This window comes from Plantibacter sp., assembly GCF_059073635.1.
Genome location: NZ_JCACOF010000004.1, coordinates 1 through 25,167, shown reverse-complemented (window position 1 = coordinate 25,167; position 25,167 = coordinate 1). Strand labels below are relative to the sequence as shown.

The following is a 25,167-nucleotide window of genomic DNA, read 5'->3' as shown; positions in this document are numbered from 1 at the left end:
ATTTCGACAGGCTCAATGACCGGGGTGGGGAGGCGGCCGGTGGTCGCCCCTCCGCTACGGCTGCAGGCGGTCCACGATCCAGCCGCCGTCGGCCGCGAGGTAGCGGAGGCGCCGGTGCATCCGGTCGCGACTGGCGTGCCAGAACTCGACCATGTCGGGGACGAGCCGGAACCCGACCCACGTGGCCGGCCGCGGGACGTCGTCCCCCTCGCGCTCGAGCAACGCGTTCGCCTGCGCGATGAGGGCGTCGAGGGTCTCCTCCGGGCCGTCGCGGAATGGCGTCGACTGGTGGGCGACCGCCGTCGCCGCTCGTGACTTGGGCGAGCGGTCGGCGAACAGTGCGTCGGACTCCTCGTCGCTCAGCTGCTCGACGCGGCCCTCGAAGCGGAGCTGCTGCATCGTCTCGCGCCAGTACACCTGGAGGGCGGCGCTCGGGTTCTCGGCGAGCTGCCCGCCCTTGCGGCTCTCGGTCGAGGAGCCGAAGATCAGGCCGCGATCGTCGAGGGTCTTCACGTCGACGGTGCGCGCGCTGACGACACCGACCGAGGTGGCGGTCGCGAGGGTCATCGATCGGGGTTCGCTGACGTCCCGCTCGATCGCTGCGGCGAGCCACTGCTGAGCGAGCAGCATGGGCTCGGCGGGCGGGGTCTCGAACTCGGGCAGCTGCAGGGTGTCGTCTCCGGAGAGGGGTTCGGCGCTCATGTCGCGAGCCTACCCGTGCGCTGAGGTGAGGCATCTCGTCGCCCGGCGAGCTGCCGAGCGACGACCTGCCTCACCTCAGTGGCTTGGGCGCTCGGCACAGCTCGGGCGGGAACGCTGGGTCCAGGGCACATGGTGCACGGCCAGGCCGCGGGCTAGCCTCGGAACGCCCGCCAGGGAACACGTTCGAGGAGAGTGAGCACCGCATGCCGTACACCGACACCGACGACGTCTCGATCTACTACGAGGTGGAGGGCGACCCCGCCGACCCGGTGATCGTGCTCATCGCGGGCGGCGGTGCGCAGCTGCTCACCTGGCGTGACCCGTTCCGGGCCATGCTCGTGGACGAGGGCTTCCGCGTCGTGCGGTTCGACAACCGCGACGTCGGGTACTCGCAGCGCTTCGGTGGCGAGCACGACCTCGACGGCGGCTACTCGCTCGGTGACATGGGCGACGACGTCGTGCGGGTGCTCGACCACCTCGGGGTCGAGGCAGCGCACCTCGTCGGTCACTCCATGGGCGGGATGATGGCGCAGATGGTCGCGCTCGAACACCCCGAGCGGGTGCTGAGTCTCGGCCTACTGTCGACGATCCCCGGCCAGGACCCGCGCTACATCCTGCACGGAGACCGCGCCGAACTGCAGGTCGAGCCCGAGCGGTACAGCCGGGAGGAGTCGGTCGCCGCGATGGCCGTCCTCGCCGCGCCCGTCCCCGGCGCCCGCTACCAGCCGGACACCGAGTGGGAGGTGTGGGCGACCGGCGAGGCCTACGACCGCGGGTACGCGCCGGAAGGGTTCAGTCGCCAGTGGGCCGCGTTGCTCCGCGCACCGGAACGGCTCGACCGGCTGCGCGAGGTGACGGTGCCGACCCTCGTGCTGCACGGACGCGAGGACGACGTGCTGCACTGGCGCTCGGCGGTGGACATCGCCGAGGCGATGCCGGCGGCCGAGCTGCACGTGCTGCCCGACATGGGGCACCTCATCCCGGCTCAGCTGTGGCCGACGCTCGTCGCGGGCGTCGTGCGGACGGCGAGGCACGCGGAGACGCTCGCGTCCGGTCGGTGAGGTCGTCGAGGGGCTGCCCTTCGACAGGCTCAGGGACCGGGGCACCTTCGTCCGGTCATTGAGCTTGTCGAAATGCGGCACGGAGGGCGTGTAGCCGACGGGAAGGCACCGCGTGGCCCTTCGACAGGCTCAGGGACCGGGGCGGAGCGGGCCTACGGCATGCCGATGAGCCGCACCCGGCAGGCGAGCTCCGCGGCGAAGCGGACGTCCGGGTCGGCGAGGTCGAGTTCGAGCGACTGCTCGATGCGCCGGATCCGGTAGTTCACCGCGTTCGGATGCAGGTTCAGCTCGGCCCCGGCACGCGCCAGTGAGTTCCGATGGCTGAGGTAGGAGAGGAGCGTCCGCACCGAGATCGTGGCCCGCTCCGGACCGAGGGCGTCGAGTGGCGAGAGGATGTCGTCGAGGAGCGTCCGACTGAGTGGTGAGGCGTAGAAGTCGAGGAGCACCCGCCGCAGCCCGGTGACGTCCGTCGCCTCCATGGTGCCGAAACGACCACCCGCAATGGCGGCTTCAGCCGCGACCCGCGCCTCGGTCGCCGACTGCCGGAGCCCTGCCGCTCCGCTCTGCGGTGTCCCGAGCCCGACGGTGAATGTCCATTCCGGCCCCGCGATCGTCGAGGCGTGCGCGACGATCCGCTCCATCACGTCGCGCAGGCGTCGCTGGTGGTCGGGTGCGCCGAGCTCCTCCGAGGAGATGACGACGATCTCGTCGCGCCGCATCGCGAGGTGCCACTGCTCCTCGCGCTGGTCGACGAGTTGCAGCGCGAAGAGCTCGACGGAGGGCGCGAGGACGGTGGGTGCGCGGCGGTCGGGATCACTCGCGTGCTTCGGGGTCAGCCACGCCACCGCGTGCGACAGCTGCAGCGGCAGGCCGGCGCGGACCGCGTCCATCGCGAAGCCGTCGATACGGGACGACTCGGCGAAGATCAGCTCGATGATGAGCTCCGCCCGCGAGCGCACCGAACCGAAGCGTCCGTGCAGTTCCCGTTGCAGGGCGCGCGAGAGGACGGAGGCGATGACCGGGAGGGCGATCGCCGCGGCCGGGTCGTCGCGCTCGGCATGGACCCGGCCGATCGGGATCTCACCGATGCACACCGCGTCCGGTTCGAGCCAGCTCGCGCTCGCGTCCTCGACGAGGGTGACCGGCACCCCCAGGGTCGTGCTGGCGACCTCGAGGATCGCCTCCCGCACGCCGACACCCGACGCCTGCTCCGCTTCGGCCGCGGACGCGCTGATCACCCGTTGGATCGCGAACTCGGCGCGCGACATCGCCTCTTCCGCTCCACCGCGGATCGTGCGGTCCATGAGCACGGCGAGGTCGGAGGCGATGCCCTCGCTCATGATGACCGGCAGGCCACCGCGGTCCGCGAGGGCCCGCGAGGTCTCGGCGACGGGGAACGCACCGACGAACACGAGGCCGGCACAGCCCGCGGCGATGGCCCGGCGGATGGCGATGTCGACCTGGTACGGCCTCGGGACGGCGCCGTCGGGGGTCGTCACGATGGCGATGGAGTGCTCGGTCGCGTCGTTCAGCTCGTCGAGCGCGAGGATCTCGACGCCGGTGACCGGGACGCCTGCAGGGGCGCCGGCGACGCAGCGGGCGCCGAGATGCTCGGCTTGGAGGATGACGTCCGCGACGGTGACTTGGGCCATGAGCACATTCTGCCCCGATTGTGTGGGCCGCGGGAACATTGTCGTGCTTCCCGACCCTGCCTACGCTCGGTACATGTCAACGAACCACCCCGCTGCACGCTCCGCAGCGTCGGCCACGCCGATCACCAGCATCACCCTGGCCGACGTGCCGGCGCTCGCCGCAGGATGCGCCATCTTCGGCACCGGTGGCGGCGGCGCGGTGCAGACCCCGCAGCTCGGCGTCGAGATCGCCCTGGAGCAGTTCGGTCCGGTCCCCGTCAAACAGGTCGCCGACCTCGACGCGGACGACGTGGTCGTCGCCATGTCCGGCATCGGCGCCCCGTCGGTGGGCTTCGAGATGCTCGGCGCGAGCGGCCAGGCCGAGATCATCGTCGAGGAGATCGAGCGCCTCACCGGCAAGCGCATCACCACGATCATGGCGACGGAGATCGGCGGCAGCAACGGCGTCGGCCCCGTCGGCTGGGCCGCGAGCCTCGGCCTCAGCATCCTCGACGCCGACGGCATGGGACGCGCCTTCCCGGAAGCGCCGATGACCGCGATGAACGTCGCGAACCTCCCGCCCGGGTACGCGGTCCTGAGCGATGTGATCGGCAACGTCTCGATCCTGCGGCCCGTCAGCCTCGCCTGGCTCGAGCGCCACGCCCGCGCCCTCACCGTGGCGAGCGGTGCGATCTCGATCGGCGCCAACTACGTCATGGACCGCGACACCGTCCGCGGAGCGGTCATCGAGGGCAGCGTCAGCCGCGCCGTGCAGGTCGGGCGCCGGCTCCTCACCGCCACCGACCCCGTCGGTGCGCTCACGGACGAACTCGGCGCGTCCCTCATCACGGGCGGCAAGGTCGTCGACATCGAGCGCCGCACCGAGGGCGGGTTCACCCGCGGTTCCGTCACGGTCGAGGGGATCGGCGAGCACCGCGGTCGCCTCACCCGCGTGGAGATCCAGAACGAGAACCTCGTCGTCATGGAGGACGGAGCGGTCATCGTCAGCGTCCCCGACCTCGTCACGATCGTCGACTCCGAGACGGGCGACGCGATCTCCACCGAGATGCTGCGCTTCGGGCAGCGGGTGAGCGTCCTCGCCTGGGCGTGCGATCCACTGTGGCGCACCGAGCGCGGCCTCGAACTCGCCGGCCCGCGCGCGTTCGGCTACGACCTCGACTACGAGCCCTTCGGCGTGAGCGCCGACGAGACCATTGGAGCGACCCGATGAGCGCCGGCACCAGCACCGTCACCGACACCTCGGGCGAACTCGCGATCGGTATCGACGTCGGCGGGACCAACACCGACGCCGTCGCGCTCTCGGGAACGGGCGAGGTCGTCTCGTGGACGAAGCAGCCCACCACCCGCGACGTCACCGGCGGCATCCGGGCCGCGCTCGCCGAGGTCCTCGACCAGCTGGGCGACGACCGGGGCCTCGTCACCCGCGTCATGCTCGGCACCACCCACGCGACCAACGCGATCGTCAACCGCCGCGACCTCGGACGCGTCGTCGTCATCCGGCTGGGCTCGCCTGCCGCCACCTCGCTCCCGCCGCTCGCCGGCTGGCCGCGGGAACTGCGCGACGTCGTCCTCGCGGGGAGCATCCTCGCGGGCGGTGGCCACCTCGTCGACGGCTACCCGATCGCCCCGCTCGACCGCGACCTCATCCGCCGGGAGCTCGACGCCCTGGCCGGCACCTTCGACGCGGTCGCCGTCTGCGGGATCTTCAGCCCGTCGTTCCCCGAGCAGGAGCTCGAGGTCGAGGCGCTCGTCCAGGACCACGTCGGGGTCGACATCCCGGTGTCGCTCAGTCACGAGATCGGCGCGCTCGGGTTGTTGGAGCGCGAGAACGCGACGGTCCTGAACGCGTCCCTCTACGCCGTCGCCCGCGACGTCACGAACGCGCTCACGACCGTCGTCGCCGAGGAGCGACTCGACGCGACCACGTACTTCGCCCAGAACGACGGCACGCTCATGGCCGTCGAGTACGCGGCGCGTTACCCCGTGCTCACGATCGGTTCCGGGCCGGCGAACTCCATCCGCGGCGCCGCCTTCCTCTCCGGTGCCGACAACGCGATCATCATCGACGTCGGCGGCACGACGAGCGACCTCGGCGTGCTCGTCGACCGGTTCCCCCGCGAGTCGACCCTGCCCCGCGAGGTCGGTGGCGTGCGGACGAACTTCCGCATGCCCGACATCCTGAGCGTCGGCCTCGGCGGCGGCACGATCGTCGACACCGCGACCGGTGTCCCGCGGCACGACTCGGTCGGTTACCGCCTCACCGAGGAGGCGCTGCTGTTCGGCGGCACCACCCCGACCCTCACCGACGCGGCCTCGCTCCAGTTCGGCATCGCCGACCGCGAGCTGCCGCCCCTCGACCGCGTGACCCGCCAAGCACTCGAGCACGCGCTCGGCGTCGCCCACGAACGCATCGAGTCCGCCGTCGAGCGCATGTCGCTCGGCCGCACCGGCCTCCCGCTCGTCGTCGTCGGCGGCGGAGGATTCCTCGTCCCGGACGCCGTCCTCGGCGCGAGCGAGGTCCTGCGCCCGGCGCGCGGCAACGTCGCCAACGCCGTGGGCGCGGCCATCGCGCTCGCCGGTGGGCGCTCCGATCAGCTCTGCGACTTCGCCGACCGCGCAGCCGCCATCGAGGAGGCAGGACGCTCCGCGATCGAGAAGGCGATCCAGGCCGGCGCAGACCCGCGCTCGGTCGAGATCGTCGACGTGCTCGAGACCCCCGTCTCGTACGCGACCCGCCCCACCCTGAAGGTCTCCGTGAAGGCGGCGGGTCCCCTCGCCCGCATCGGCACGGCGACCCGACAGCGCATCTGACGCACCACAGCACCAGCACAGCTCTCCACCAGCACCAGCACGGCACCTCACCCCATCTGATCCGGCCACCCGCGCACCACGGCCACCCGAGTACGAAGGATCCAGCATGAACAGCAAGCGGAAAGCCGCGGCGGCACTCGCCACCGCGGCCCTCACCGCGGTGGCCCTCACCGCGTGCACCTCCTCGCAATCCTCCGATTCCTCCGGCGAGTACGTCTCCGGCGGCACCTTCGTCACCGCGATGAGCGGCGACCCGGGCAGCCTCGTCCCCATGACGGGCATCAGCCTCGAGGCCCGCGAGATCATCAGCTTCCACTACGAGTCGCTCGTGTACGTCAACGCCGACGGCGAGCTCCTGCCCTGGCTGGCCGAGAGCTGGGAGGAGGACGCGAGCTCCACCTCCATCACCTACACGCTCAAGGACGGCATCACCTGCGCCGACGGCACCCCGTTCACCGCGGAGACCGCCGCGGCGAACATCACCTACAACGCCGACCCGGCCAACGCGACCTTCTACTACGGCGCGCAGGTCTCCGAGCGGATGACCGCGACCGCCGACGGCAATCAGCTCACCGTCACGAGCACGACGCCCGACCCGTTCATCCTCGCCAACACGGGCACCGTCGAGATGGTCTGCCAGGCCGGCCTCGACGACCCGGACTCCCTCGTCGAGACGATGAACGGCACCGGCCTCTTCGCCCTCGACAAGGCGACCCCAGGCTCCAGCTACACCTTCACCAAGCGCGACGACTACACCTGGGGTCCCGGAGGACGTCACGAGCGACACCAAGGGCCTGCCGGACACCTTCGAGGTCCGCGTCGTCACCGACCCCGGGACCGCCGCGAACCTGCTGCTCTCCGGTGACGTGAACGCCGCGAGCATCGGCGGCGCCGACCAGGACCGCGTCGAGGCCGCCGGTCTCGGCAGCGAGGGCGTGCGCAACCCGATCGGCGAGATGCTCTTCAACGAGCGCCCGGAGCGCCCCACCTCCGACCCGCTCGTCCGTGAGGCCCTCGTCACCGCGATCGACCGCGAGCAGGTCGGCGAGGTCGTCACCGACGGCACCGCCGAGGAGTCCAAGTCGCTCGTCGTGAAGAGCCCGTACCTCTGCGTCGCCGACGGCCCGCAGTGGACGCTCCCCGAGACGGACGTCGAGAAGTCCGGCGAGCTCCTCGACGAGGCGGGCTGGACGCTCGGTTCCGACGGCAAGCGCTCGAAGGACGGCGAGCCGCTGACGATCAAGTTCATCTACGACGCGGCCACCCCGAGCCACGCGGCCGCGGCCGAGCTCGTGCAGCAGACCTGGGACGAGCTGGGCGTCACGACGGAGCTCTCGGGCAACGACGCGAACGCCTGGTCCGAGCAGCTGTTCTCGACCTTCGACTGGGACACCGGCTTCGTGCAGATCGCTCCGGGCGGACCGGTCATCGTGAACACCTTCTTCGGTGGCGAGACCCCGGACAAGGGCGGCAACAACTTCATGTTCGTCGACAACCCGGAGTACGACGCGCTCGCCGAGCAGGCCAAGACGGCCAGCCCGGAGGAGACCTGCGACCTCTGGCAGCAGGCCGAAGCGAAGCTCATCGAGCGGACGGACGTGTTCCCGATCGCCGACGCGCAGGACTTCCTGTACCTGAACGGCGCCGAGGTCGAGCGTCCGAACTTCATCCGCCCGACGAGCATCCGGATGGTCGGCTGATCATGACGATCCCCTCGACCGTGACCACCGAGCAGGCCACCGACCCGGCCACGGGCCCCGGCGGCCCGGCGGTCGCGCGTCGAGGGGGTCGCGGCGTCCTCGGCGGACTCTCCCCGCGGACCTCGTTCATCCTCCGACGACTGGGCAGGGTGCTCGTCTCCCTCGCCATCGTCATCGTCGCGACGTTCCTGATCGTGCAGCTCGTGCCGGGCGACCCGGTGCGGGCTGCGCTCGGGAACAGCGCGACCCCGGAACTCGTCGAGCGGACGCGCGCCGACCTCGGCCTGAACGTGCCGGTGCCGGAGCAGTTCGTCAACTACGTCAGCGGGCTGTTCCGCGGCGACTTCGGCACGGCGATCGGGTCGCAGCGGCCGGTCGCCGACACGATCGCGCAGCGCTTCCCGGTGACGCTCACCCTCGCGGTCGCGTCCTTCCTCCTCGCGGCGATCGGCGCCTTCCCCATCGGCGTCGCGACCGCGGTGTCCTCGCGTACCGGCCGCCGCCGCCTCGCGGACCTCGGCGTCTCGGGTCTACTCGGCGTGCTGATCGCCATCCCGAGCCTCCTGCTCGCCGTCGGTCTCATCGCCGTGTTCAGCATCGGGCTCAAGGTGCTCCCGGCCGCCGGCTGGGGAGGCTTCGACCAGGCGATCCTGCCGGTGGTGGCCCTCGCGGTCGGTCCGATGGCGTACCTGGCCCGCATCGTGCACGTGGAGATGCTGGCCGTCCTCGAGATGCCGTACATGACCACGGCACGGAGCAAGCGCCTGCCGACGCACCTCGTCTACCTCCGGCACGCGCTGCCGAACATGGTGACGTCCACGCTCACGATCGGCGGCATCATCCTCACGGGCATGGTCGCCGGCACCGTGCTCATCGAGACGGTCTTCGCCATCCCCGGTCTCGGGACGAGCATCGTCTCGTCGATCACCTCGAAGGACTACCCGATGATCCAGGGCATCGTGCTCGTGTACGCGATCCTCGTCCTCGGCCTCAACCTCCTCATCGACATCGCGCTCGCGACGATCGATCCGCGCTCCTCGATCACGGAGGGCTGAGCTCATGAGCACCCGTCCGACCACCTCCGGTCCCACCCCCTCACGCCGGTCCCCGGTGCTCGACCGCCTCCGCACCCCGCGCGGCCTGACCGGCGCGATCGGAGCGCTCCTCATCATCGTGGTCGCGGTCGTCGGCCCGACCGTCTGGGGGTCCGCCGCCGACACGACGTCCGTGGCCGACCGCCTCGCCGGTGCGAGCCTCGCCCACCCCTTCGGCACCGACGAGCTCGGACGCGACGTCTTCGCCCGGGTCATGGTCGCCACGCGGGTGTCCGTCCTGCTGACCCTCGGCGCCACCGCGATCTCCGTCGTCGGCGGCGTCCTGCTCGGGGCCGTCGCGACGGTCCTGCCTCGCCCGCTGCGTCGACTCGTCACCGCGCTCATCGACATCCTGTTGTCGTTCCCCTGGCTCCTGATGGCGCTGTTCTTCTCGGTGATCTGGGGCGCGAGCGCCACCGGCGCGATGCTCGCCGTCGGGTTCGCCGGCGTGCCGACCTTCGCCCGCCTCACCTACACGCTCGCGTCGTCGCTCATCGGTCGCGACTACGTGAAGGCCGCGCGGATCGCCGGTGTCGGGCAGGCGGAGGTGCTCGTCCGGCACGTCATGCCGAACATGCTGCCGCCCATGCTCGTGAACGCGGCGGTCTCCGCCTCCGGCACGCTGCTCGCCTTCGCCGGCCTGTCCTTCCTCGGTCTCGGGGTGCAGGCGCCCGAGTACGACTGGGGTCGCCTCCTCGGCCTCGGGATCGCCCGCATCTACGGCAACCCGATGGCGGCGATCGGTCCCGGCATCGCGCTCGTCGTGTGCGGCGTCATCTTCACGCAGCTCGGCGAGCTCTGGAACGAGTCGTCGAAGCGGTTGCTCGGCCTGCCGGCACCGGCGCGGCGTCGTGGCTCACGTGCGGCGACCGAGGCCGCCACGGCGGCCGTCCCCACCGAGGACGCACCCGTCGTCGAGGTCCGCGACCTCCGCGTCGCCTTCCCCGACCGCGACGGCCGACTCGTCGAGCGCGTCCACGGCATCAGCCTCACGATCATGCCCGGCGAGGTCGTCGGTGTCGTCGGCGAGTCCGGATCGGGCAAGTCGGTGAGCGCGATGGCGATCGCCGCCCTCCTCGGGCCGGACTCCTCGGTGCAGGCCTCGGAGCTGAGCTTCCGCGGGATCGACATGACCGCACCGCTGACGAAGGCCGAGCGCAGCCGCCTCGGCCTCGAGCTCGCCATGGTCTTCCAGGACCCGCTCACCTCGCTCAACCCCTCGCTCACGATCGGCAAGCAGCTCCGCGAGACCGTCGAGGTCCACGAGGGGCTGTCGGCGGCCGAGTCGACGAAGCGGGCCGAGGCCGCGCTCGAGTCGGTGCGGATCCCGCTCCCGGCGAAGCGCCTGAAGCAGTTCCCGCACGAGCTGTCCGGCGGCATGCGGCAACGGGCCATGATCGGCATGGGGCTCATGGGACGCCCGAAGCTGCTCATCGCCGACGAGCCCACGACGGCGCTCGACGTGACGGTGCAGCGCCAGGTCCTCCGGGTGCTCCACGAGGCGCAGGAGCAGACGGGCGCGGCGATCCTGCTCATCTCGCACGACATCGCCCTCGTCAGCGGGTTCTGCGACCGCATCCTCGTCATGAAGGACGGCCGCATCGTCGAATCGCTCGACGCCGACCGCCTCCACGAGGCGCGGCACCCGTACACGCGTGGGCTCATCGCCTGCGTGCCCGACATGACCTCCGACCGCACCATGCCGCTCCCGGTCATCGGTGCGATCGACGAGGAAGACCTCCCGGTCCCTGAGCTTGTCGAAGGGCCCATCACCACCGAAGGACAGCGCGCATGACCGGTCTCGAGTTCTCCGGCCTCACGGTCCGTTACGGCCACGGCGCGTCCGCGCACACCGCGGTCGACGGCTTCGACCTCACGGTCCGCCCGGGCACGTCCCACGGGCTCGTGGGGGAGTCCGGCTCGGGCAAGTCGACGGTCGCCGCGGCCGCCGTCGGTCTCGTCATCCCGAGCGCCGGCGGCATCCGACTGAACGGCGCCGACATCGTCGGGCGCTCGTCCGCTGCCCGTCGTGCGCGTCGACGCGTGCAACTCGTCTTCCAGGACCCGTACTCCGCGCTCGACCCGCGCATGCCGATCGGGCTGTCGATCGCCGAGGGGTCCCGGGCGACCGGGCGCTCCTGGAGTCGCTCGGAGCAGCGGTCCCGGGTGGGCGAGCTGCTCGAGCGCGTGCACATCGACCCGGACCGCGCGAACGACCTGCCGTCGGCGTTCTCGGGTGGTCAGCGGCAGCGCATCACGATCGCCCGGGCGCTCGCGGCCGAACCGGAGGTCCTCATCGCCGACGAGATCACCTCGGCGCTCGACGTGTCGGTGCAGGGCGTCGTCCTCAACCTGCTGCGCGAGCTGCAGCGTGAGCTCGAACTCACGGTGCTGTTCATCTCCCACAACCTCGCCGTCGTGAACTACATGTGCGACACGGTGAGCGTCATGCAGGCCGGCCGGGTCGTCGAGGCGGGCCCCACGGCCACCGTCCTCGCTGCTCCCGAGGACGCCTACACCCGTGAGCTCCTGGCCTCCGTGCCCGTGATGGGCCGTCGCATGACCTGGGACGAGGAGTAAGCGGCCCAGGCTGCTCGGCCGGGCCGCGCCCGGTCGGGCTCACCCCCCGGTCGCTGAGCTCACCTGCCGCCCGGTCACTGAGCTCACCTCCGCCGGTCACTGAGCTCACCTCCGCCGGTCACTGAGCTTGTCGAAGTGCCCACGGGTGACGTCGCCCTTCGACAGGCGGATCCTGAGCCTGTCGAAGGGCCACGGCGCCGTCTCGCTACAGCGCCTTCGACTCGCGGAGGATCCCGGCGAGCGTCTCCATCTGCTTCGCCTGCGACGTGTAGTCGAGGGCGGCGGTGTTCCAGGAGTGGATCTGACCGGCGACGAGTGCCGGGTGCGAGGCGAAGGTCGCCTGAGCCTCGAGGTCGCTCTGCTGGAAGCCCTCGACGTTCACGAGCAGGACGTCACCGGTCATCGCCTGGCCAGCGTTCTCCCAGCTGTAGATGTCCCAGTAGTAGTAGCCGTCCGGGTTCGCGTTCGTGTACTTCACGCCGAGTTCGCTGTACAGCTCGGTCTCCGGCTCGTCCTGCGGCTTGACGACGTAGACCCCGCTCGCGTCCGCGTACATCTGCGTGACCTCGAGGTCGGTCTCCTTCGCTGCGGCGGTCAGGTCTGCCGCTGCGGCGTCGTACTTCTCCTTCGCCGCGGCGATGGTGTCGTCGTCGGCTCCGAGCGCCTTGGACAGCTTGTTGAGCGAGGCGATGACGTCGGCACCCTTGCCGCCGACCTTGATGGCGACGACCGGAGCGATCTTCTCCAGCTGCTCCTGCTGCTCGACGTCGGCGACGCCGTAGTAGGGACCCTTGAGGTCGAGCGTGCCGTCGCGGTCGGTCGGGTAGATCCCGGTCACGATGAGGTCGGGTGCCGCCTCGGCGAGTGCCTCGAGGTCGATCTCGCCGTAGCTGTTGCCGACGATGGCCGTGTCGCCGAGGTCGTAGTCCGCGAAGCGCTTGTCGGTGGCGACGTCGACGCGACCGAAGACCGCGACGGGGTCGATGCCGTTGCCGTGCAGGCCGAGCGCGTAGTCGGCGAAGCTCGCGACGCGCTTCGGCTGCTGGTCGAGCTTGACCGTGGTGCCGGTGTCGTCGGTGTAGCTCCAGGCGCCGCTGCTGTCGGCGTCGGATGCGGCGGTGGGGGAGCAGCCGGCGAGGCCGACCAGGGCGAGCGCCGGCACGAGTACGAGTGCGGCGCGGCGGAGGCGTGAAGAGATCGTCATGGTACTTAGGGTAGCCGAACCTAAGTCACGAAACGATATCGGAATGCCCGATCGCCCGGATCACTCCGCGTCGAGGGCGATCGCGTCGTCGGGGTCGACGGGCACGATGAGCGGCGAGCCGCTGCTCGGGTCGGGGATGACGATGGCGTCGAGGTCGAACGCCTCCCGGAGCACGGCCGGGGTGAGGACCTCCCAGGGTGTCCCGTCGGCGATGACCCGGCCGCCGCCCACGACGACGAGCCGGTCGGAGTACCGGCCGGCGAGGGTGAGGTCGTGCAGGACCATGACGACCGTCGCGCCGCGCTCGCGGTTGATCGACCGCACGAGTCGGAGGACGTCGAGCTGGTGGCTGAGGTCGAGGAAGGTCGTCGGCTCGTCGAGCAGGATCGTGGGGGCACGCTGCGCGAGCACCAGGGCGATCCAAGCGCGCTGCAGCTGCCCGCCCGACAGGGAGGCCGTGTCGCGGTCGGCGAGCGTCTCGAGACCGGTGGCGGCGAGGGCCTCGTCGACGGCGATCGTGTCGGCGGGCGTCCACGGCTTGAGGAGGCTCTGGTGCGGGTGCCGTCCCCGCGAGACGAGGTCGCGGACGGTCGTCGCCGACGGCGTCAGTGGCTTCTGCGGCAGGATCGCCAGGCGGCGCGCGACCTCGCGGGTCGGGATCGAGCGCACGCCGCGACCGTCGAGTTCGACCGTGCCGGCGGTCGGGGTGAGCAGGCGGCCGAACGCCTTCAGCAGGGTCGACTTGCCGCAGCCGTTGGCGCCGATGAGGGTCGTGACCTCGCCCGTCTCGATGCGGAGGTCCAGTCCCTCGAAGACCACCGTCTGGTCGTAGGCCAGGGAGACGCCCCGCGCCTCGAGGGCGGGCGTCGGGCGTTCCTTCACGAGCGAGGGGGTCGTGGCGGGGTCGGTCATGCGGAGGTCTCCCGTTCCTTGCGGCGCGTCAGCAACCAGATGAGATAGGGCGCGCCGACGATCGCGGTGATGATGCCCACCGGGATCTCGCCCGGCAGGACGCCACGGACGAGTGCGTCGCCGCCCGTCACGATGACGGCGCCGAGCAGCGCGGAGGCGAGCAGCGGCGGGCGACCGGTGCGGGCGAGGCGGCGGGCGATCTGCGGTGCGACGAAGGCGACGAACTCGATCGGCCCCGCGGCGGACACGGCTGCGGCGACGAGCAGGACCGCGCACGCGATGACGACGATCCGATGCCGCTGGACCGCGACGCCGAGGCCGGTCGACAACTCGTCACCGAGCTGGCTGATGTCGAGGCTGCTCGTCTGCAGGACCGCGATCGGCGTCAGGATCACCAGCGCGACGAGCACCGGCCACACGCTCGACCAGGAGATGCCCGAGAGGCTGCCGACGAGCCACTGCGCAGCCGCTGCCGCCTCGGTGATCTGCGCCCGGGCGATGAGGTAGCTCGTGATGCCGCCGAGGGTCGCGGTGGCACCGATGCCGATGAGGATGAGTCGGAAGCTGTCGACCCCGCCGCGCCAGGACAACGCGTAGACGGCGGCCGAGGTGACGAGCGCGCCGATCGCCGCCATGGCGGGCAGGCCGAGACTGAGCGCGCCGGCGCCGACGGAGTAGCTGCCGCCGACGAGCACGATCGCGGCCACGGCCCCGAGCGCGGCACCCGAGGTCACGCCGAGGATGTCCGGGGTGGCGAGCGGGTTGCGGGCGAACGTCTGGGTGAGGGCCCCGGCGAGTCCGAGGGACGCACCGACGAGGAGACCGCCGACGACCCGGGGGAGGCGGAGCTCGAACACGATGAGTTCCTGACCGCCGGTCCCGCCGCCGAGCAGGGTGGTGATGACGTCGGGGATCGTCAGGGACGACGAGCCGGCGACGATCCCGAGCAGGGCGAACGCCAGGGCGACGACGAGGCAGGCGATCGTGACGCCGACGACCCGCCCTCGCCACAGACGGCCGAAGAAGCGGCTGCCCTCCCGCACGGCGCTCACAGCTCCGCCATCCGTCCGCGGCGCACGATGGCGATGAAGGCGACCCCACCCACGACGGTGAGGACGACACCCACGGGCACCTCGGCGGTGCCACCGATGAGGCGACCGATCACGTCGCACGCGAGCAGCACGCTCCCGCCGACGAGTCCCGAGGCGGGGAGCAGCCAGCCGTGATGCCCGCCCACGAGCGTGCGGGCGATGTGCGGCGCGGTGAGTCCGACGAAGGCGATCGGGCCGGTCAAGGCGACGGCGGCGGCCGTGAGCAGGGTGATCGCGGCGAGCCCCACGAGTCGCGCGCGGATGAGGTTCTCGCCGAGCCCGTTCGCCAGCTCGGTCCCGAGCGCCAGGGCGTTCAGCGAGCGGATGTTGGCCACCGCGAACACGAGGCCGAGCCCGGCGAAGACGAGGGCCGCGTCGACGCCCGTGAGCGATCGGCCGGACAGCGAACCGACCACCCAGATGCGGTAGGCGGCGAGGGTCGTCTCGTCGGACAGCACGAGGTACGAGGTCAGGGCGACGAGGAGGGCCGAGACGGCGGTGCCGGCGATCGCGAGCGGGACGGGACTCGAGAGTCCGCGGCCGAGTGCGGCGACGGAGAACACGACGACGCTGGCGACGGTGGCGCCGAGCAGAGCGAGCCAGAGCGTCGTGACCACCGAGCTCGTGCCGAGCACGTAGACCCCGACGACGACCGCGAGACTCGCGCCGGCGGAGACGCCGAACAGGCCGGGGTCGGCGAGCGGGTTGCGGGTCTGCCCCTGCATGACGGCACCGGCGATCCCGAGGCAGACGCCGACGAGGACGCCGAGCACCGTGCGCGGCACCCGCGACCCCCAGACGACGGCGCCGGTGTCCTGGGCGGGGTCGAACAGGGCGGTGAGGACGGCCACGGGACTGATGAGGTTGCTGCCGAGCATCAGACTCGCGAGGGCGACGACGAGGAGCGCGGCGGCCAGCGTGCCGACGGCGAGCGCGCGTCTCGATCGGAGGAGGGTCGCGCTGCGCATGGAGTTAGCCTAGCCTCACCTATCCCGGTCGCGATGCACACCCGACGTCGTCGGTGACGGACGGGCGGTCCATGGATCGGCGCCGGAGGTGTGGGGTTCACCCATGGGTGGGGCCTCCATCGCCCGATACCGTTGACCGGTACGGAGTACAGCGATCAGGAGGACACGCATGGCCGAGCAGCCGTCGACCGGAGCCGACACCGAAGCGGTCCTCGCCGCCACGGAACGACTCGCCGTCCCGCCGGGCTCGCTCGAGGGCGTGGTGGTCCTCGACCTCTCCCGCGTCCTCGCCGGCCCCTACGCGGCGTCGATGCTCGCCGACCTCGGCGCGACCGTCATCAAGATCGAGAACCCGAACGACCCCGACGTCTCCCGGGGCTTCCCGCCCTACCTGCGTGACGGCGACGAGGAGTTCAGCGGCTACTACGGCCAGTACAACCGCGGCAAGTTCGGTCTGGCGCTCGACCTCGCGAGCGACGCCGGCAAGGAGGTGCTGCGCGACCTCGTCGCGAGCGCCGACATCCTCGTCGAGAACTTCCGACCAGGGACGATGGCGAAGCTCGGCCTGCCGTACGAGGCGCTCGCCGCCATCAACCCGAAGCTCGTGTACACCGCGATCTCCGGCTACGGGCAGACGGGTTCCCGGAGCCGCCGTCCGGCGTTCGACAACACGGCCCAGGCCGCCGGCGGGCTCTGGTCCATGAACGGCTACGCGGACCAGCCGCCCGTGCGCGTCGGCGTCACGATCGGGGACCTCTCCGCCACGATGTTCGGCGTCATCGGCACCCTCGCCGCGCTCCGGCACGCCGAGCGCACCGGCGTCGGGCAGCTCGTCGACGTCGCCCAGGTCGACAGCATCATCGCGATGACCGAGACCGCCGTCGTCGACTACACCGTCGACGGGACGGTCGCCTCGCCGTCCGGCAATGAACACGCCTGGGTCCGGCCCTACGAGCTGTTCCCCTGTGCCGACGGACAGGTGTTCTTCGGCGCGTACACCGACAAGCTCTGGAAGGCGAGCTGCGAGCTGTTCGGCACGCCCGAGGCGATCGCCGACCCCGAGATCGACACCATGCGCAAGCGCTTCGACGAGGAGGTCTACGCCCGACGCGTCAAGCCGCTCGTCGTCTCCTGGTTCGCGGACCGCACCCGCGCCGAGCTCGAGGAACTGGCCGGCGACGTCGTCCCGCTCACCGCCGTGAAGACCATCGGCGAGGTCGTCGACGACCCCGGGACCGCCGAACGCGAGATGGTCGTCGAGACCGACTACGGTTCCTTCGGCACCCTCCGCTCCTTCGGCCAACCGATCAAACTGAGCGCGACCCCCGCGACCACCGACCGCCCTGCGAACCACATGGGCGAACACGCGGACGACGTGCTCACGGCGCTCGCCGGGTACGACGCCGACCGCATCGCGGCGTTGCGTTCCGGCGGGGTGATCTGAGTGGGAGCCGTGGACCGGACAGAGCAGCCTGCCGACCGCATCGCGGCGTTGCGCTCCGATGGGGTGATCTGAGTGGGAGCCGTGGAGCGGACCGAGCAGCTCGATCTGCGTCCCGCCTCCTGGTACCGCAGCACCTTCGCGACCGCGGCACCGGAACCGGTCCTCGGAGAGGGGCTCCCCGCCGGTTGGGAGGGCGTCCACTTCCCGTTCGAGACGCCGTTCGCGCAGCTCCGGGAGGACGGCTCACCGGCGGAGGACGGCGTGCTGCCGGTCATCGACCTGCCGCGCCGCATGTACGCGGGGGAGGACACCGAGTTCCTGTCGCCCCTCCGCTACGGCGACGTGGTGACGCAGCGCACGAGCCTCGGTTCGCTCGTCGAGAAGCAGGGGCGGGCCGGACGGCTCGTCTTCGCCGACCTCGTGCGGGAGTACCTCGTCGACGGCGAGGTCGCCGTCCGCAGCACCTGGCACGACGTGTTCCTCGAGGCGCAGCCCGCGGTGCCCTCCCCGCGGACGGCGGCGCCCGAGGTGGCCGCCGAGGACGCGGTCGATCCCGACGCCGGAGCCGACTGGACCGTGACCCGGTCACTCGACTCCCGCCAGCTGTTCCGCTTCTCGGCCGTGACGGGCAACACGCACCGCATCCACTACGACCGGCAGTGGGCGCGTGAGGTCGAGGGGCTCGACGACCTCCTCGTGCACGGCCCGCTCACCCGCATCCTGGTGCTCGACGCCCTCACCGCGAACGCCGGTGGTCGTCGGCTCGCGTCGGTCCGCTTCCGGGCGAAGGCGCCGGTGCTCGTCGACACGGCGTTCCGCATCGCGGGGACGGACGGCCCGGAGGGCACCTCGGTCGTCGTGCGTGCCGCCGACGGCACGGTCCTGGCCTCCGCCGACGCCACCTGGCGCCCCTGAGTCGCCCGGCACCGAGCCTGTCGCAGTGTCGCCCCGGCTACGCGTCGATCACGAGCGTCGGCGTCAGCGACCGCGACACACACGGGTACATGATCATCGACGCGTCGTCGGTCGTCAGGGAGTCGCGATGCTCCGGCGTCCCGTCCACCACCTGCACGGCACAGGAGCCGCAGACGCCGCGCATGCACGACCCGGCGACACCGACCCGCGCGGCCTGCATCGCCTGCAGCATCGTCTGCCCGGCGGGAACCTCGACGGTCCGCTCCGACCTCGCGCACTCGACGGTGAACGCCGTGTTCGGCAGGTAGGAGCGGGGCTTGGGTTCGAACCGCTCGAGGTGCAACCGGCAGTCCTCGGGCAGCGTCTCGGCCAGGTTCGTGAGGGTGTCGGTGAAGCCGCGCGGCCCGCAGGCCGACACGTCGGTGCCCGGCTCGAGTCCCGCGAGGAGGCCGGCCAGGTCGAGTCGGCCGCTCTCCGCGCTGACGTGGATCCGCACGTGGTCGCCCAGGGCTTCGAGCTCCGGCGCGAACGCGATGTCCTCCCGCGTGCGCACCGCGTAGACGAGGGTCCAGTCGGCGTCGCCCGCGGCCAACCGCCGCGCCATCGAGAGCAGCGGCGTGATCCCGATGCCGGCAGCGAGGAGCAGGTGCCGCTTCGCGTCCGAGAGCGGGAACAGGTTCCGTGGTGGCCGGATGAACACCTTCCGACCGACCTTGAGGAAGTTGTGGATGTAGTGCGACGCACCCCGCGAGTGCTCCTCCCGCAGGACGGCGATCCGGTACCGGAACTCGTCCGCCGGATCACCGCAGAGCGAGTACTGCCGTTCGTGGCGGGTGATGAGCTGCAGGTCGATGTGCGCTCCGGGGTCCCACGGCGGGAGCCGGCGACCCTCCGGATCGGCGAGCACGACGCTGACGATCGTCGGCGTCTCGCGCACGATCTCCTGGACGATGAGCGGGGTCATGCCCGCGCGGTTGCGCATCAGGAATCCCTCATATCGATAGCATCGCCGATCTGGAGATCAGGACCGGTCATGCCCGCGCGGTTGCGCATCAGGAATCCCTCGTGCTTCCAGTCATCAGTACAGGCTCGTTGCTTCCAGCCATCAGTACAGGCTCTGGTTCCCGACGGCGACCGCCTCGTCGATGGCGTCGCCGACCTCGGTGCTCAGGCCCGACATGCTCGCCCAGATCCGGCCCGCACTCGGCACCTCGGCCGCGAGCTCCTGCATCTCGGCGTCCCACAGCCCGCCGCGGAGGAGTGCCCGCCCGCAGTGCAGGTAGACCTCCTCGGTGCGTATGACGATCGCGAGCTGCGGGGTCACGTGGTCCTGCTCGAGCATCGCCATCAGTGCCGGGTCGTCGGTGACGGTGGCCGTGCCGTTGATCCGGAGGGTCTCGCTCATGCCGGGGACGAAGCACAGCATGCCGATGTGGCCGTTCTGGACGATGTTCTGCAGGGAGTCGGCCAGGCGGTTGCCGAGGCGCTCCGGGATCACGAGTGTGCGGGTGTCGAGCGCCCGGACGAACCCCGGGTAGTCCCCGCGCGGGGAGTTGTCGCACCGGCCGTCGGCGTCGGACGTCGCGATGGTGCAGAACGGTGAGTGGGCGAGGAAGGCGAGGCAGTTCTCGTCGAGCTCGTCCATGATCTTGGCCGTCGCCGCGGGATCCGGTTCGCCGAGCGACCGACGGATGGTGTCGACGTCGATCGACGCGAACGCGCTGGCCTGCATGGCGGACCCCTTCTCTGTCCCTCCGACCCTACGGTCGTCCCTCGCGCGCCTCAATGGGCTGTCGGCACACGGTTCGCGTGTTTCCTGTGCCACCGACCCAGCCGCATCGATCGTCCCGCCCCGGTTCATCGGCCGAACGAGCGGCGGAACATCGCCTTCGCGCGCGCCGCGGTGTCGGCTCGATGGGAATCGGGGATGCGGGTGAGGGTCGCTCCCACCATCGAGATCGCCATGAGGATGTCGTCGGGCTCGACGTGGTCGGCGATGCGGTGCGCAGCCAGTTCCTTCGCATGCAGGGCGTGCGCGAGGCGGTCGAGGCGGGTGCCGAGCGCGATCACGCGGGGGTCGTCGCCCTCGCCGAGGATCGCCTCGACGAAGGGCGAGGTGACGAGGGCCTGGTCGATCACGACGTCGAGCAGGGTGTCGAGGGTCGCATCGGGCAGCCCGGCGTGCTCCTCCAGCTCGCCGACGTTCTCGTCGAGCACCGCGAGCGCGAGGGAGAGCCGGTCGGGGAAGTGCCGGTACAGGCTGCCCTGTCCGACGCCCGCCCGCTTCGCGACCGCGCTGAGGGGAGCGCTGAAGCCGTCCGCGGCGAACACCTGACGCGCCGCGGCGACGAGCGCTCGGCGGTTCTCAGGGCCTGCGCTCGGGCCGCGGTTCGGCTTGGGGGGCGTGGACGACATCCCGGTAGCGTAACGCCGCGCGGCCGGTCCGGTGGACCCGGCTGGGAGCCCACCGTGAGGGCTGGCGGCCGTGCCATGGACGGCGTAACGTGTACCGGACAATGATGTCCGGTATGGATCGAAGCCCATACGATCCCGCCGCTCATCGTCCTCCCGAGACCGAAGGAACCCCATGAGCGCCCTCACCGCCAACACCCCGATCGCCGCGTGGCTCGCCGACCCCACCGGTGGACCGCTCATCCGCGGCCTCCTCACCCAGCTGGGCACCGAGGAGTCGCAGCTCGCCCCGATCTCGGGCCTCCCGCTCCAGCAGCTCGTCGCCCTGAGCCAGGGCAAGCTGCCCCAGTCGCTCATCGACGAGCTCGTCCTCGCCGCGAACGACGGTGTCGCACCCGTCGACGACGCGCCTCAGGGGTGGCAGGAGCGCATCACCGTCGGTCGGTTCGCCGGCAAGACCGTGATCGTCACCGGCGCCGCATCCGGTATCGGCCGTGCCACGGCGTCGCGCGTCGCCCGCGAAGGGGGTCGGGTCATCGCCGTCGACCTGTTCGAGGACAAGCTCGCCGACCTCGCCTCGAGCCTCCCGGACGCCGACCTCGTCACGGTCGCGGGCGACATCACGAAGCAGGAGGACATCGACGCGATCGTCGCCGCGGCGGGGGAGCGGATCGACGCGCTCGCCAACGTCGCCGGCATCAACGACGACTTCTCCCCGCTCCACGAGACCTCCGACGCGACCTGGGAGCGGGTGATGGGCGTGAACGTCACCGGCGCCTTCAAGCTGACCCGCGCCGTGCTGCCGTCGATGGTCGCGGCCGGATCCGGTTCGGTCGTCAACATCGCGTCCGAGGCCGGGCTTCGCGGCAACGCCTCGGGGAACGCCTACACGACCTCGAAGCACGCGGTCGTCGGCATGACCAAGAGCGCCGCCTTCATGTACGGACCGCACGGCGTCCGGGTCAACGCGGTCGCTCCTGGCGGCGTCGCGACGGGCATCCCCTTCCCGCCGAACGTCTCCGAGGCGGGTTCGGCGCGGCTCGGACCGTTCCAGGCGGCGATCCCGACGATCGCGACCGCGGAGCAGCTCGCGGCGTCCATCACCTTCCTGCTGAGCGACGACGGCGTGAACGTCAACGGCGTCGTCCTGCCGTCCGACGGCGGATGGTCGGTGCAGTAGCCGCCGACGTGCAGAACTTCAGCAATCGGTAAGAACGGCGTTTCTTAACGACCGTTCGGGGCCGGATGAACGCGTTTCTGCTGCGAATCTTGAAGCACACGGGCCGCTCTGCGTCGCCCGTCCCCTGCGAACGGTCTGAACGAGTACGGCCGGAACGATCGTTCGCACTGCGGTGACACCGCTCACAGGGCCCCACCGATCTTGGCGGAAGGTGGGGCCCTGCGCCGTGTCCGGGCTGCCCTGCGCCGGGTGTGGTCTCAGCGCGGGATCGCGGCGGCGAAGCGCCACGGCTGGGAGCGGATCGTCGCGACGGCCCGGGTGATCGCACCGAGGGCGACGACGTCCGCGCCGAGTCGCGAGGCCCGCACGATCGGCGTCGGGGCGTAGGTCCCCTCGTCGAGCCAGGTCTGAGCAGCGACGATGACGGGGGAGGCGACGCGGGCCACGCCTCCGGCGACGACGACCTCGTCCACGTCGAGCAGGCTGCCGAGCAGGACGCACACCCGCCCGAGGCGCTCCCCGAGACGTTCGACGAGTCTGCCGGCGTAGGCGTCGCCCGAGGCTGCGGCGTCGATGATGCGGCCGACGTCGAGGGTGCCGATCGGCATCCGGGCGAGCGGGGAGGCCGCCGGCACCGCACCGGATCGCTGATCCTCCTCCAGCCACGACCGTGCCGCACCGTCGAGGCCCTCCGGCGAACCGACGCCCTCGACCATGCCGAGCACGCGGAGTTCGCCTGCGCCGCCGGCCCCGCCGTGCAGCAGCACGCCGTCGACGATGAGTCCCGCGCCGAAGCTCGCCTCGGCCAGGAGGACGGCGATGGACTCGCGTGCCACCTCCCCGAGGGCGCGCTCGGCCGTGGCTGCGAGGTTGGCGTCGTTCTCGAGCACGACGTCGCCCCAGGGGCCGAGGCGGCTCGCGAAGTCGGGGTTCATCCGCGCCCAGTAGTCGTGATCGCCGCGCGGGGAACGGCCGTGCGCGTCCACCGGTGCCGGGACGCCGACGGCGGTCACGAGCACCTGTCCCGGGGTCGCGCCGGCCTGCGCGGTCGCCTCCTCGACGACGGTCCGTGCGGTCGCGAGGCGGAGGTCTGGGTCCTCGTCGCCGCCCACGATGGGGCGTTCGGCCCGGCCGACGACCTCACCACGGAGCGTCGCGACGAGTGCTGCGACCCGGTGCTGCCCCACGTCGAGTCCGACCACGAACGCGGTGTCCGCGGCGAGTTCGTAGCGCCTGGCGGGTCGTCCCCGCCGGTAGTCACCGGCGGCCCGGGCGTCGTCGAGCTCACGGATCCAGCCGCGGTCGGCGAGGGCGTCGCAGGCGTTCAGCACGGTGGCGCGGGTCAGGCCGGTCCCGTCCATGACGTCACTCGCCGTGAACGCACCGTGGTCGAAGGCGTAGGCGGCGACGAGTTCGACGCTCGCCCTGCCCGTCTCGATCCCCGGTTCCGCCATGGGGCGACTGTAGCAGGGTTGCATTACTAGATATGGCCGCTATATTTAGTGGCGAAGGTCGACCACCGCCGGTCACGACAGTGCTCGGCTCCGCACCCCGAAAGGAACCGTCCGAGCATGAGCACCAGTACCGCCCCGACATCATCAGACGCTCCGGACCTCCGGGTCGGCGTCATCGGCCTCGGCTTCGCCGGGACCACGCACCTGGACGCCTTCACCGCGCTCCCCGGTGCCACCGTCGTCGCCCTGTCCGGCCAGGAACCGGCGCGCCTCGCCGAGCTGGCCGAGAGCCGTGGGGTCCCCGAGACCTACGCCGACTGGGAGGACCTCGTCGCCCGCGACGACCTCGACATCGTCTCGATCGGCGTCCCGAACGCCCTGCACCACCCGATCGCCGTGGCCGCGCTCCGCAGCGGCAAGCACGTCTTCTGCGAGAAGCCGCTCGCCACGACCGCCGACCTCGCCGCCGAGATGGTGGAGGCCGCGACCGCCGCCGACCGCGTCCTCGAGGTCGCGTACAACCACCGCCGTCGTGCCGACGTCGCCTACCTCGCGCGCTACCTCGCCGAGGAGCCGATCGGTCGCGTCTACCACTCGCGCGCCTCCTGGCTCCGTCGTCAGGGCGTGCCCGGTATCGACTCCTGGTTCACGAACAAGGCTGCTGCCGGTGGCGGGCCGCTCATCGACCTCGGCTCCCACGTGCTCGACATCGCGCTGTCGCTCCTCGGCGAGCCGCGCGTGACGCACGTCTCGGCCGTCGCGTACAACGAGCTCGGCCGCGCCGGTCGCGGTGGCTCCTCCGGCGGTGGTCCGGTCTCGAGCCGGTCCACGCACGCCTTCGACGTCGAGGACTTCGCGTCCGCCCTCCTGCGGTTCGAGGACGGCGGCAGCCTGCACCTCGAGGCGTCCTGGGCGTCCTACTCGAAGGCCCACGAGGACATCTCGGTCGAGCTCCTCGGCTCGGAGGGCGGCGTCCGCCTCCACGTCGACAACTACAACACCGAGGGGACCGTCACGATCTACCGCGACGTCGCCGGTGCGCCGACGATCGAACGACCCGCAGTCCAGGTCCCGGCCGGCCACCACCAGTCGGTCATCGCGGAGTTCCTCGACACCATCCGCGCGGGCGAGACCGCCGGCGGTGAGCTCCGGTTCGCCGGTCACCACGGCGAGTACGCCCTGCACCGCAGCCGCGTCATCGACGCCGCCTACGCCTCGGCCGCCGCCGGGCACGAACTGGAGGTCCCCGCATGAGCACCACGACACCGATCCGCATCCGCGTCTGGAACGAGTTCGTCCACGAGTCCCGCGGTGACGCCGTGGTGCTCGGCCACTACCCCGACGGCATCCACGCCGTGATCGCGGCGGGCCTCGAGGAGTCGCTCGGCGACGCCGTGTCCGTCTCGACCGCGACCCTCCAGGATCCCGAGCACGGTCTCACCGAGGAGGTCCTCGCGAACACCGACGTCCTCTTCTGGTGGGGGCACATCGCCCACGACCAGGTCTCCGACGAGGTCGTCGAGCGGGTCGTGCGCCACGTCCACGCCGGTATGGGCATCGTCGTGCTGCACTCCGGGCACTACTCGCGGGTCTTCCAGCGACTGATGGGCACGAGCTGCGCCCTCAAGTGGCGGAACGACGGCGAGCGAGAGCTCGTCTGGACGGTGCTCCCGGACCACCCCATCGCGCAGGGTGTGCCGCACCCGATCGTCATCGACCGCCAGGAGATGTACGGCGAGCAGTTCGACATCCCGCGTCCCGACGAGGAGGTGTTCCTCTCCACCTTCGCCGGCGGCGAGGTGTTCCGGTCAGGTGTCGCCTACCACCGCGGTCGCGGGCGCGTGTTCTACTTCTCGCCGGGCGACCAGGAGTACCCGGTCTACCACCACCCCGACATCCGTCGAGTGCTGGCGAACGCGGCCCAGTGGGCGCGCCCGACGATCGAGCGCACACCGCCGACCGCGGACCAGCACCCGAGGGACTGGTT

General features: G+C 71.3%; 23 protein-coding genes. 13 read left to right on the top strand and 10 right to left on the bottom strand.

Annotated features, from left to right (window positions below; all coding sequences use genetic code 11):
- Window positions 1–54: 54 nt before the first annotated feature.
- Window positions 55–702 carry a pyridoxal 5'-phosphate synthase gene (locus tag AC5JOC_RS03625; RefSeq protein WP_159877283.1) on the bottom strand — a complete coding sequence of 216 codons (648 nt, stop codon included), beginning with the start codon at window positions 700–702 and terminating at the stop codon, window positions 55–57.
- A 203-nt stretch (window positions 703–905) separates the two neighbouring features.
- On the opposite strand from AC5JOC_RS03625, the gene AC5JOC_RS03620 reads away from it, so the two are divergent.
- The gene (locus tag AC5JOC_RS03620; protein ID WP_494245390.1) at window positions 906–1,763 is read left to right on the top strand and encodes an alpha/beta fold hydrolase; all 858 of its coding nucleotides are present in this window, start codon (window positions 906–908) and stop codon (window positions 1,761–1,763) included.
- Between the two features lie 152 nt (window positions 1,764–1,915).
- Here the strand turns inward: AC5JOC_RS03620 and AC5JOC_RS03615 are convergent, their stop codons facing one another.
- Window positions 1,916–3,415 (bottom strand): PucR family transcriptional regulator, encoded by a 1,500-nt coding sequence (locus AC5JOC_RS03615; RefSeq protein WP_494245388.1) that lies wholly within the window; start codon window positions 3,413–3,415, stop codon window positions 1,916–1,918.
- Between the two features lie 73 nt (window positions 3,416–3,488).
- On the opposite strand from AC5JOC_RS03615, the gene AC5JOC_RS03610 reads away from it, so the two are divergent.
- The 7 genes from AC5JOC_RS03610 to AC5JOC_RS03580 all read left to right on the top strand — a co-directional run bounded on the left by AC5JOC_RS03610 (window position 3,489) and on the right by AC5JOC_RS03580 (window position 11,600).
- Window positions 3,489–4,625 carry an S-methyl thiohydantoin desulfurase family protein gene (locus tag AC5JOC_RS03610; RefSeq protein WP_085512084.1) on the top strand — a complete coding sequence of 379 codons (1,137 nt, stop codon included), beginning with the start codon at window positions 3,489–3,491 and terminating at the stop codon, window positions 4,623–4,625.
- The gene (locus AC5JOC_RS03605; RefSeq protein ID WP_159877291.1) at window positions 4,622–6,226 is read left to right on the top strand and encodes a hydantoinase/oxoprolinase N-terminal domain-containing protein; all 1,605 of its coding nucleotides are present in this window, start codon (window positions 4,622–4,624) and stop codon (window positions 6,224–6,226) included. Before AC5JOC_RS03610 ends, AC5JOC_RS03605 begins: the two co-directional genes overlap by 4 nt.
- A gap of 106 nt (window positions 6,227–6,332) precedes the next feature.
- Window positions 6,333–7,091: an ABC transporter substrate-binding protein gene (locus tag AC5JOC_RS03600; RefSeq protein ID WP_494245386.1), complete on the top strand. Its 759-nt coding sequence runs from the start codon at window positions 6,333–6,335 to the stop codon at window positions 7,089–7,091.
- On the top strand, window positions 7,021–7,926 hold the full coding sequence (locus AC5JOC_RS03595; RefSeq protein WP_494245408.1) for an ABC transporter substrate-binding protein: 906 nt from the start codon (window positions 7,021–7,023) through the stop codon (window positions 7,924–7,926). The genes AC5JOC_RS03600 and AC5JOC_RS03595 overlap by 71 nt, the downstream gene beginning before the upstream one ends.
- Before the next feature lie 2 nt (window positions 7,927–7,928).
- Complete coding sequence (locus tag AC5JOC_RS03590) at window positions 7,929–8,981, top strand: ABC transporter permease (RefSeq protein WP_137242513.1); 1,053 nt, start codon at window positions 7,929–7,931, stop codon at window positions 8,979–8,981.
- A gap of 4 nt (window positions 8,982–8,985) precedes the next feature.
- Window positions 8,986–10,815 carry a dipeptide/oligopeptide/nickel ABC transporter permease/ATP-binding protein gene (locus tag AC5JOC_RS03585; protein WP_494245384.1) on the top strand — a complete coding sequence of 610 codons (1,830 nt, stop codon included), beginning with the start codon at window positions 8,986–8,988 and terminating at the stop codon, window positions 10,813–10,815.
- Window positions 10,812–11,600 carry an ABC transporter ATP-binding protein gene (locus AC5JOC_RS03580; RefSeq protein ID WP_085512081.1) on the top strand — a complete coding sequence of 263 codons (789 nt, stop codon included), beginning with the start codon at window positions 10,812–10,814 and terminating at the stop codon, window positions 11,598–11,600. The genes AC5JOC_RS03585 and AC5JOC_RS03580 overlap by 4 nt, the downstream gene beginning before the upstream one ends.
- A gap of 205 nt (window positions 11,601–11,805) precedes the next feature.
- Here the strand turns inward: AC5JOC_RS03580 and AC5JOC_RS03575 are convergent, their stop codons facing one another.
- From AC5JOC_RS03575 to AC5JOC_RS03560, 4 genes are read right to left on the bottom strand one after another with little or no spacing between them, the layout of a single operon-like run.
- A complete protein-coding gene (locus AC5JOC_RS03575) occupies window positions 11,806–12,804 on the bottom strand; it encodes an ABC transporter substrate-binding protein (RefSeq protein WP_411557661.1) in 999 nt (332 codons plus the stop codon).
- A gap of 60 nt (window positions 12,805–12,864) precedes the next feature.
- Entirely contained in the window at window positions 12,865–13,716 is an 852-nt protein-coding gene (locus AC5JOC_RS03570; RefSeq protein WP_085512078.1) for an ABC transporter ATP-binding protein, read from the bottom strand.
- Window positions 13,713–14,768, bottom strand: coding sequence for a FecCD family ABC transporter permease (locus AC5JOC_RS03565; RefSeq protein WP_064297044.1), 1,056 nt, complete (start codon window positions 14,766–14,768; stop codon window positions 13,713–13,715). The genes AC5JOC_RS03570 and AC5JOC_RS03565 overlap by 4 nt, the downstream gene beginning before the upstream one ends.
- A complete protein-coding gene (locus AC5JOC_RS03560; protein WP_494245381.1) occupies window positions 14,765–15,775 on the bottom strand; it encodes a FecCD family ABC transporter permease in 1,011 nt (336 codons plus the stop codon). The genes AC5JOC_RS03565 and AC5JOC_RS03560 overlap by 4 nt, the downstream gene beginning before the upstream one ends.
- A gap of 169 nt (window positions 15,776–15,944) precedes the next feature.
- Between AC5JOC_RS03560 and AC5JOC_RS03555 the strand changes: the two genes are divergently transcribed.
- Window positions 15,945–17,219 carry a CaiB/BaiF CoA transferase family protein gene (locus AC5JOC_RS03555; protein WP_494245380.1) on the top strand — a complete coding sequence of 425 codons (1,275 nt, stop codon included), beginning with the start codon at window positions 15,945–15,947 and terminating at the stop codon, window positions 17,217–17,219.
- An 81-nt stretch (window positions 17,220–17,300) separates the two neighbouring features.
- Window positions 17,301–18,134 carry an FAS1-like dehydratase domain-containing protein gene (locus AC5JOC_RS03550; RefSeq protein WP_494245378.1) on the top strand — a complete coding sequence of 278 codons (834 nt, stop codon included), beginning with the start codon at window positions 17,301–17,303 and terminating at the stop codon, window positions 18,132–18,134.
- A 37-nt stretch (window positions 18,135–18,171) separates the two neighbouring features.
- On the opposite strand, the gene AC5JOC_RS03545 is transcribed toward AC5JOC_RS03550, so the two are convergent.
- The 3 genes from AC5JOC_RS03545 to AC5JOC_RS03535 form a co-directional block, all read right to left on the bottom strand.
- Window positions 18,172–19,116 carry a PDR/VanB family oxidoreductase gene (locus AC5JOC_RS03545; protein WP_191940316.1) on the bottom strand — a complete coding sequence of 315 codons (945 nt, stop codon included), beginning with the start codon at window positions 19,114–19,116 and terminating at the stop codon, window positions 18,172–18,174.
- A 123-nt stretch (window positions 19,117–19,239) separates the two neighbouring features.
- Entirely contained in the window at window positions 19,240–19,866 is a 627-nt protein-coding gene (locus AC5JOC_RS03540) for an MSMEG_1061 family FMN-dependent PPOX-type flavoprotein (protein WP_139382378.1), read from the bottom strand.
- A gap of 125 nt (window positions 19,867–19,991) precedes the next feature.
- On the bottom strand, window positions 19,992–20,549 hold the full coding sequence (locus tag AC5JOC_RS03535) for a TetR family transcriptional regulator (protein WP_079704796.1): 558 nt from the start codon (window positions 20,547–20,549) through the stop codon (window positions 19,992–19,994).
- 172 nt (window positions 20,550–20,721) lie between these two features.
- Between AC5JOC_RS03535 and AC5JOC_RS03530 the strand changes: the two genes are divergently transcribed.
- The gene (locus AC5JOC_RS03530) at window positions 20,722–21,726 is read left to right on the top strand and encodes an SDR family NAD(P)-dependent oxidoreductase (protein ID WP_411557668.1); all 1,005 of its coding nucleotides are present in this window, start codon (window positions 20,722–20,724) and stop codon (window positions 21,724–21,726) included.
- Window positions 21,727–21,983: 257 nt separating this feature from the next.
- On the opposite strand, the gene AC5JOC_RS03525 is transcribed toward AC5JOC_RS03530, so the two are convergent.
- Window positions 21,984–23,180, bottom strand: a complete 1,197-nt coding sequence (locus tag AC5JOC_RS03525) for an ROK family transcriptional regulator (protein ID WP_164486911.1) — start codon at window positions 23,178–23,180, stop codon at window positions 21,984–21,986.
- Window positions 23,181–23,297: 117 nt separating this feature from the next.
- Here AC5JOC_RS03525 and AC5JOC_RS03520 point away from each other — a divergent pair, with 117 nt between their 5' ends.
- Together AC5JOC_RS03520 and AC5JOC_RS03515 are read left to right on the top strand one after the other, a co-directional pair.
- Window positions 23,298–24,434 (top strand): Gfo/Idh/MocA family protein, encoded by a 1,137-nt coding sequence (locus AC5JOC_RS03520; RefSeq protein ID WP_124768474.1) that lies wholly within the window; start codon window positions 23,298–23,300, stop codon window positions 24,432–24,434.
- Window positions 24,431–25,167: ThuA domain-containing protein (locus AC5JOC_RS03515; protein ID WP_494245374.1), on the top strand; the 737-nt coding region annotated here is incomplete at its 3' end. The genes AC5JOC_RS03520 and AC5JOC_RS03515, both read left to right, overlap by 4 nt.

Bases quoted from the DNA above. Each gene is read 5' to 3' on its own strand.
- AC5JOC_RS03555 (WP_494245380.1), top strand. From the start codon at position 15,945: ATGGCCGAGCAGCCGTCGACCGGAGCCGACACCGAAGCGGTCCTCGCC.
- AC5JOC_RS03540 (WP_139382378.1), bottom strand. From the start codon at position 19,866: ATGCAGGCCAGCGCGTTCGCGTCGATCGACGTCGACACCATCCGTCGG.
- AC5JOC_RS03580 (WP_085512081.1), top strand. From the start codon at position 10,812: ATGACCGGTCTCGAGTTCTCCGGCCTCACGGTCCGTTACGGCCACGGC.
- AC5JOC_RS03520 (WP_124768474.1), top strand. From the start codon at position 23,298: ATGAGCACCAGTACCGCCCCGACATCATCAGACGCTCCGGACCTCCGG.
- AC5JOC_RS03605 (WP_159877291.1), top strand. From the start codon at position 4,622: ATGAGCGCCGGCACCAGCACCGTCACCGACACCTCGGGCGAACTCGCG.
- AC5JOC_RS03625 (WP_159877283.1), bottom strand. From the start codon at position 702: ATGAGCGCCGAACCCCTCTCCGGAGACGACACCCTGCAGCTGCCCGAG.
- AC5JOC_RS03570 (WP_085512078.1), bottom strand. From the start codon at position 13,716: ATGACCGACCCCGCCACGACCCCCTCGCTCGTGAAGGAACGCCCGACG.
- AC5JOC_RS03530 (WP_411557668.1), top strand. From the start codon at position 20,722: ATGAGCGCCCTCACCGCCAACACCCCGATCGCCGCGTGGCTCGCCGAC.
- AC5JOC_RS03600 (WP_494245386.1), top strand. From the start codon at position 6,333: ATGAACAGCAAGCGGAAAGCCGCGGCGGCACTCGCCACCGCGGCCCTC.
- AC5JOC_RS03535 (WP_079704796.1), bottom strand. From the start codon at position 20,549: ATGTCGTCCACGCCCCCCAAGCCGAACCGCGGCCCGAGCGCAGGCCCT.
- AC5JOC_RS03590 (WP_137242513.1), top strand. From the start codon at position 7,929: ATGACGATCCCCTCGACCGTGACCACCGAGCAGGCCACCGACCCGGCC.
- AC5JOC_RS03525 (WP_164486911.1), bottom strand. From the start codon at position 23,180: ATGGCGGAACCGGGGATCGAGACGGGCAGGGCGAGCGTCGAACTCGTC.
- AC5JOC_RS03545 (WP_191940316.1), bottom strand. From the start codon at position 19,116: ATGCGCAACCGCGCGGGCATGACCCCGCTCATCGTCCAGGAGATCGTG.
- AC5JOC_RS03575 (WP_411557661.1), bottom strand. From the start codon at position 12,804: ATGACGATCTCTTCACGCCTCCGCCGCGCCGCACTCGTACTCGTGCCG.
- AC5JOC_RS03560 (WP_494245381.1), bottom strand. From the start codon at position 15,775: ATGCGCAGCGCGACCCTCCTCCGATCGAGACGCGCGCTCGCCGTCGGC.
- AC5JOC_RS03620 (WP_494245390.1), top strand. From the start codon at position 906: ATGCCGTACACCGACACCGACGACGTCTCGATCTACTACGAGGTGGAG.
- AC5JOC_RS03615 (WP_494245388.1), bottom strand. From the start codon at position 3,415: ATGGCCCAAGTCACCGTCGCGGACGTCATCCTCCAAGCCGAGCATCTC.
- AC5JOC_RS03585 (WP_494245384.1), top strand. From the start codon at position 8,986: ATGAGCACCCGTCCGACCACCTCCGGTCCCACCCCCTCACGCCGGTCC.
- AC5JOC_RS03610 (WP_085512084.1), top strand. From the start codon at position 3,489: ATGTCAACGAACCACCCCGCTGCACGCTCCGCAGCGTCGGCCACGCCG.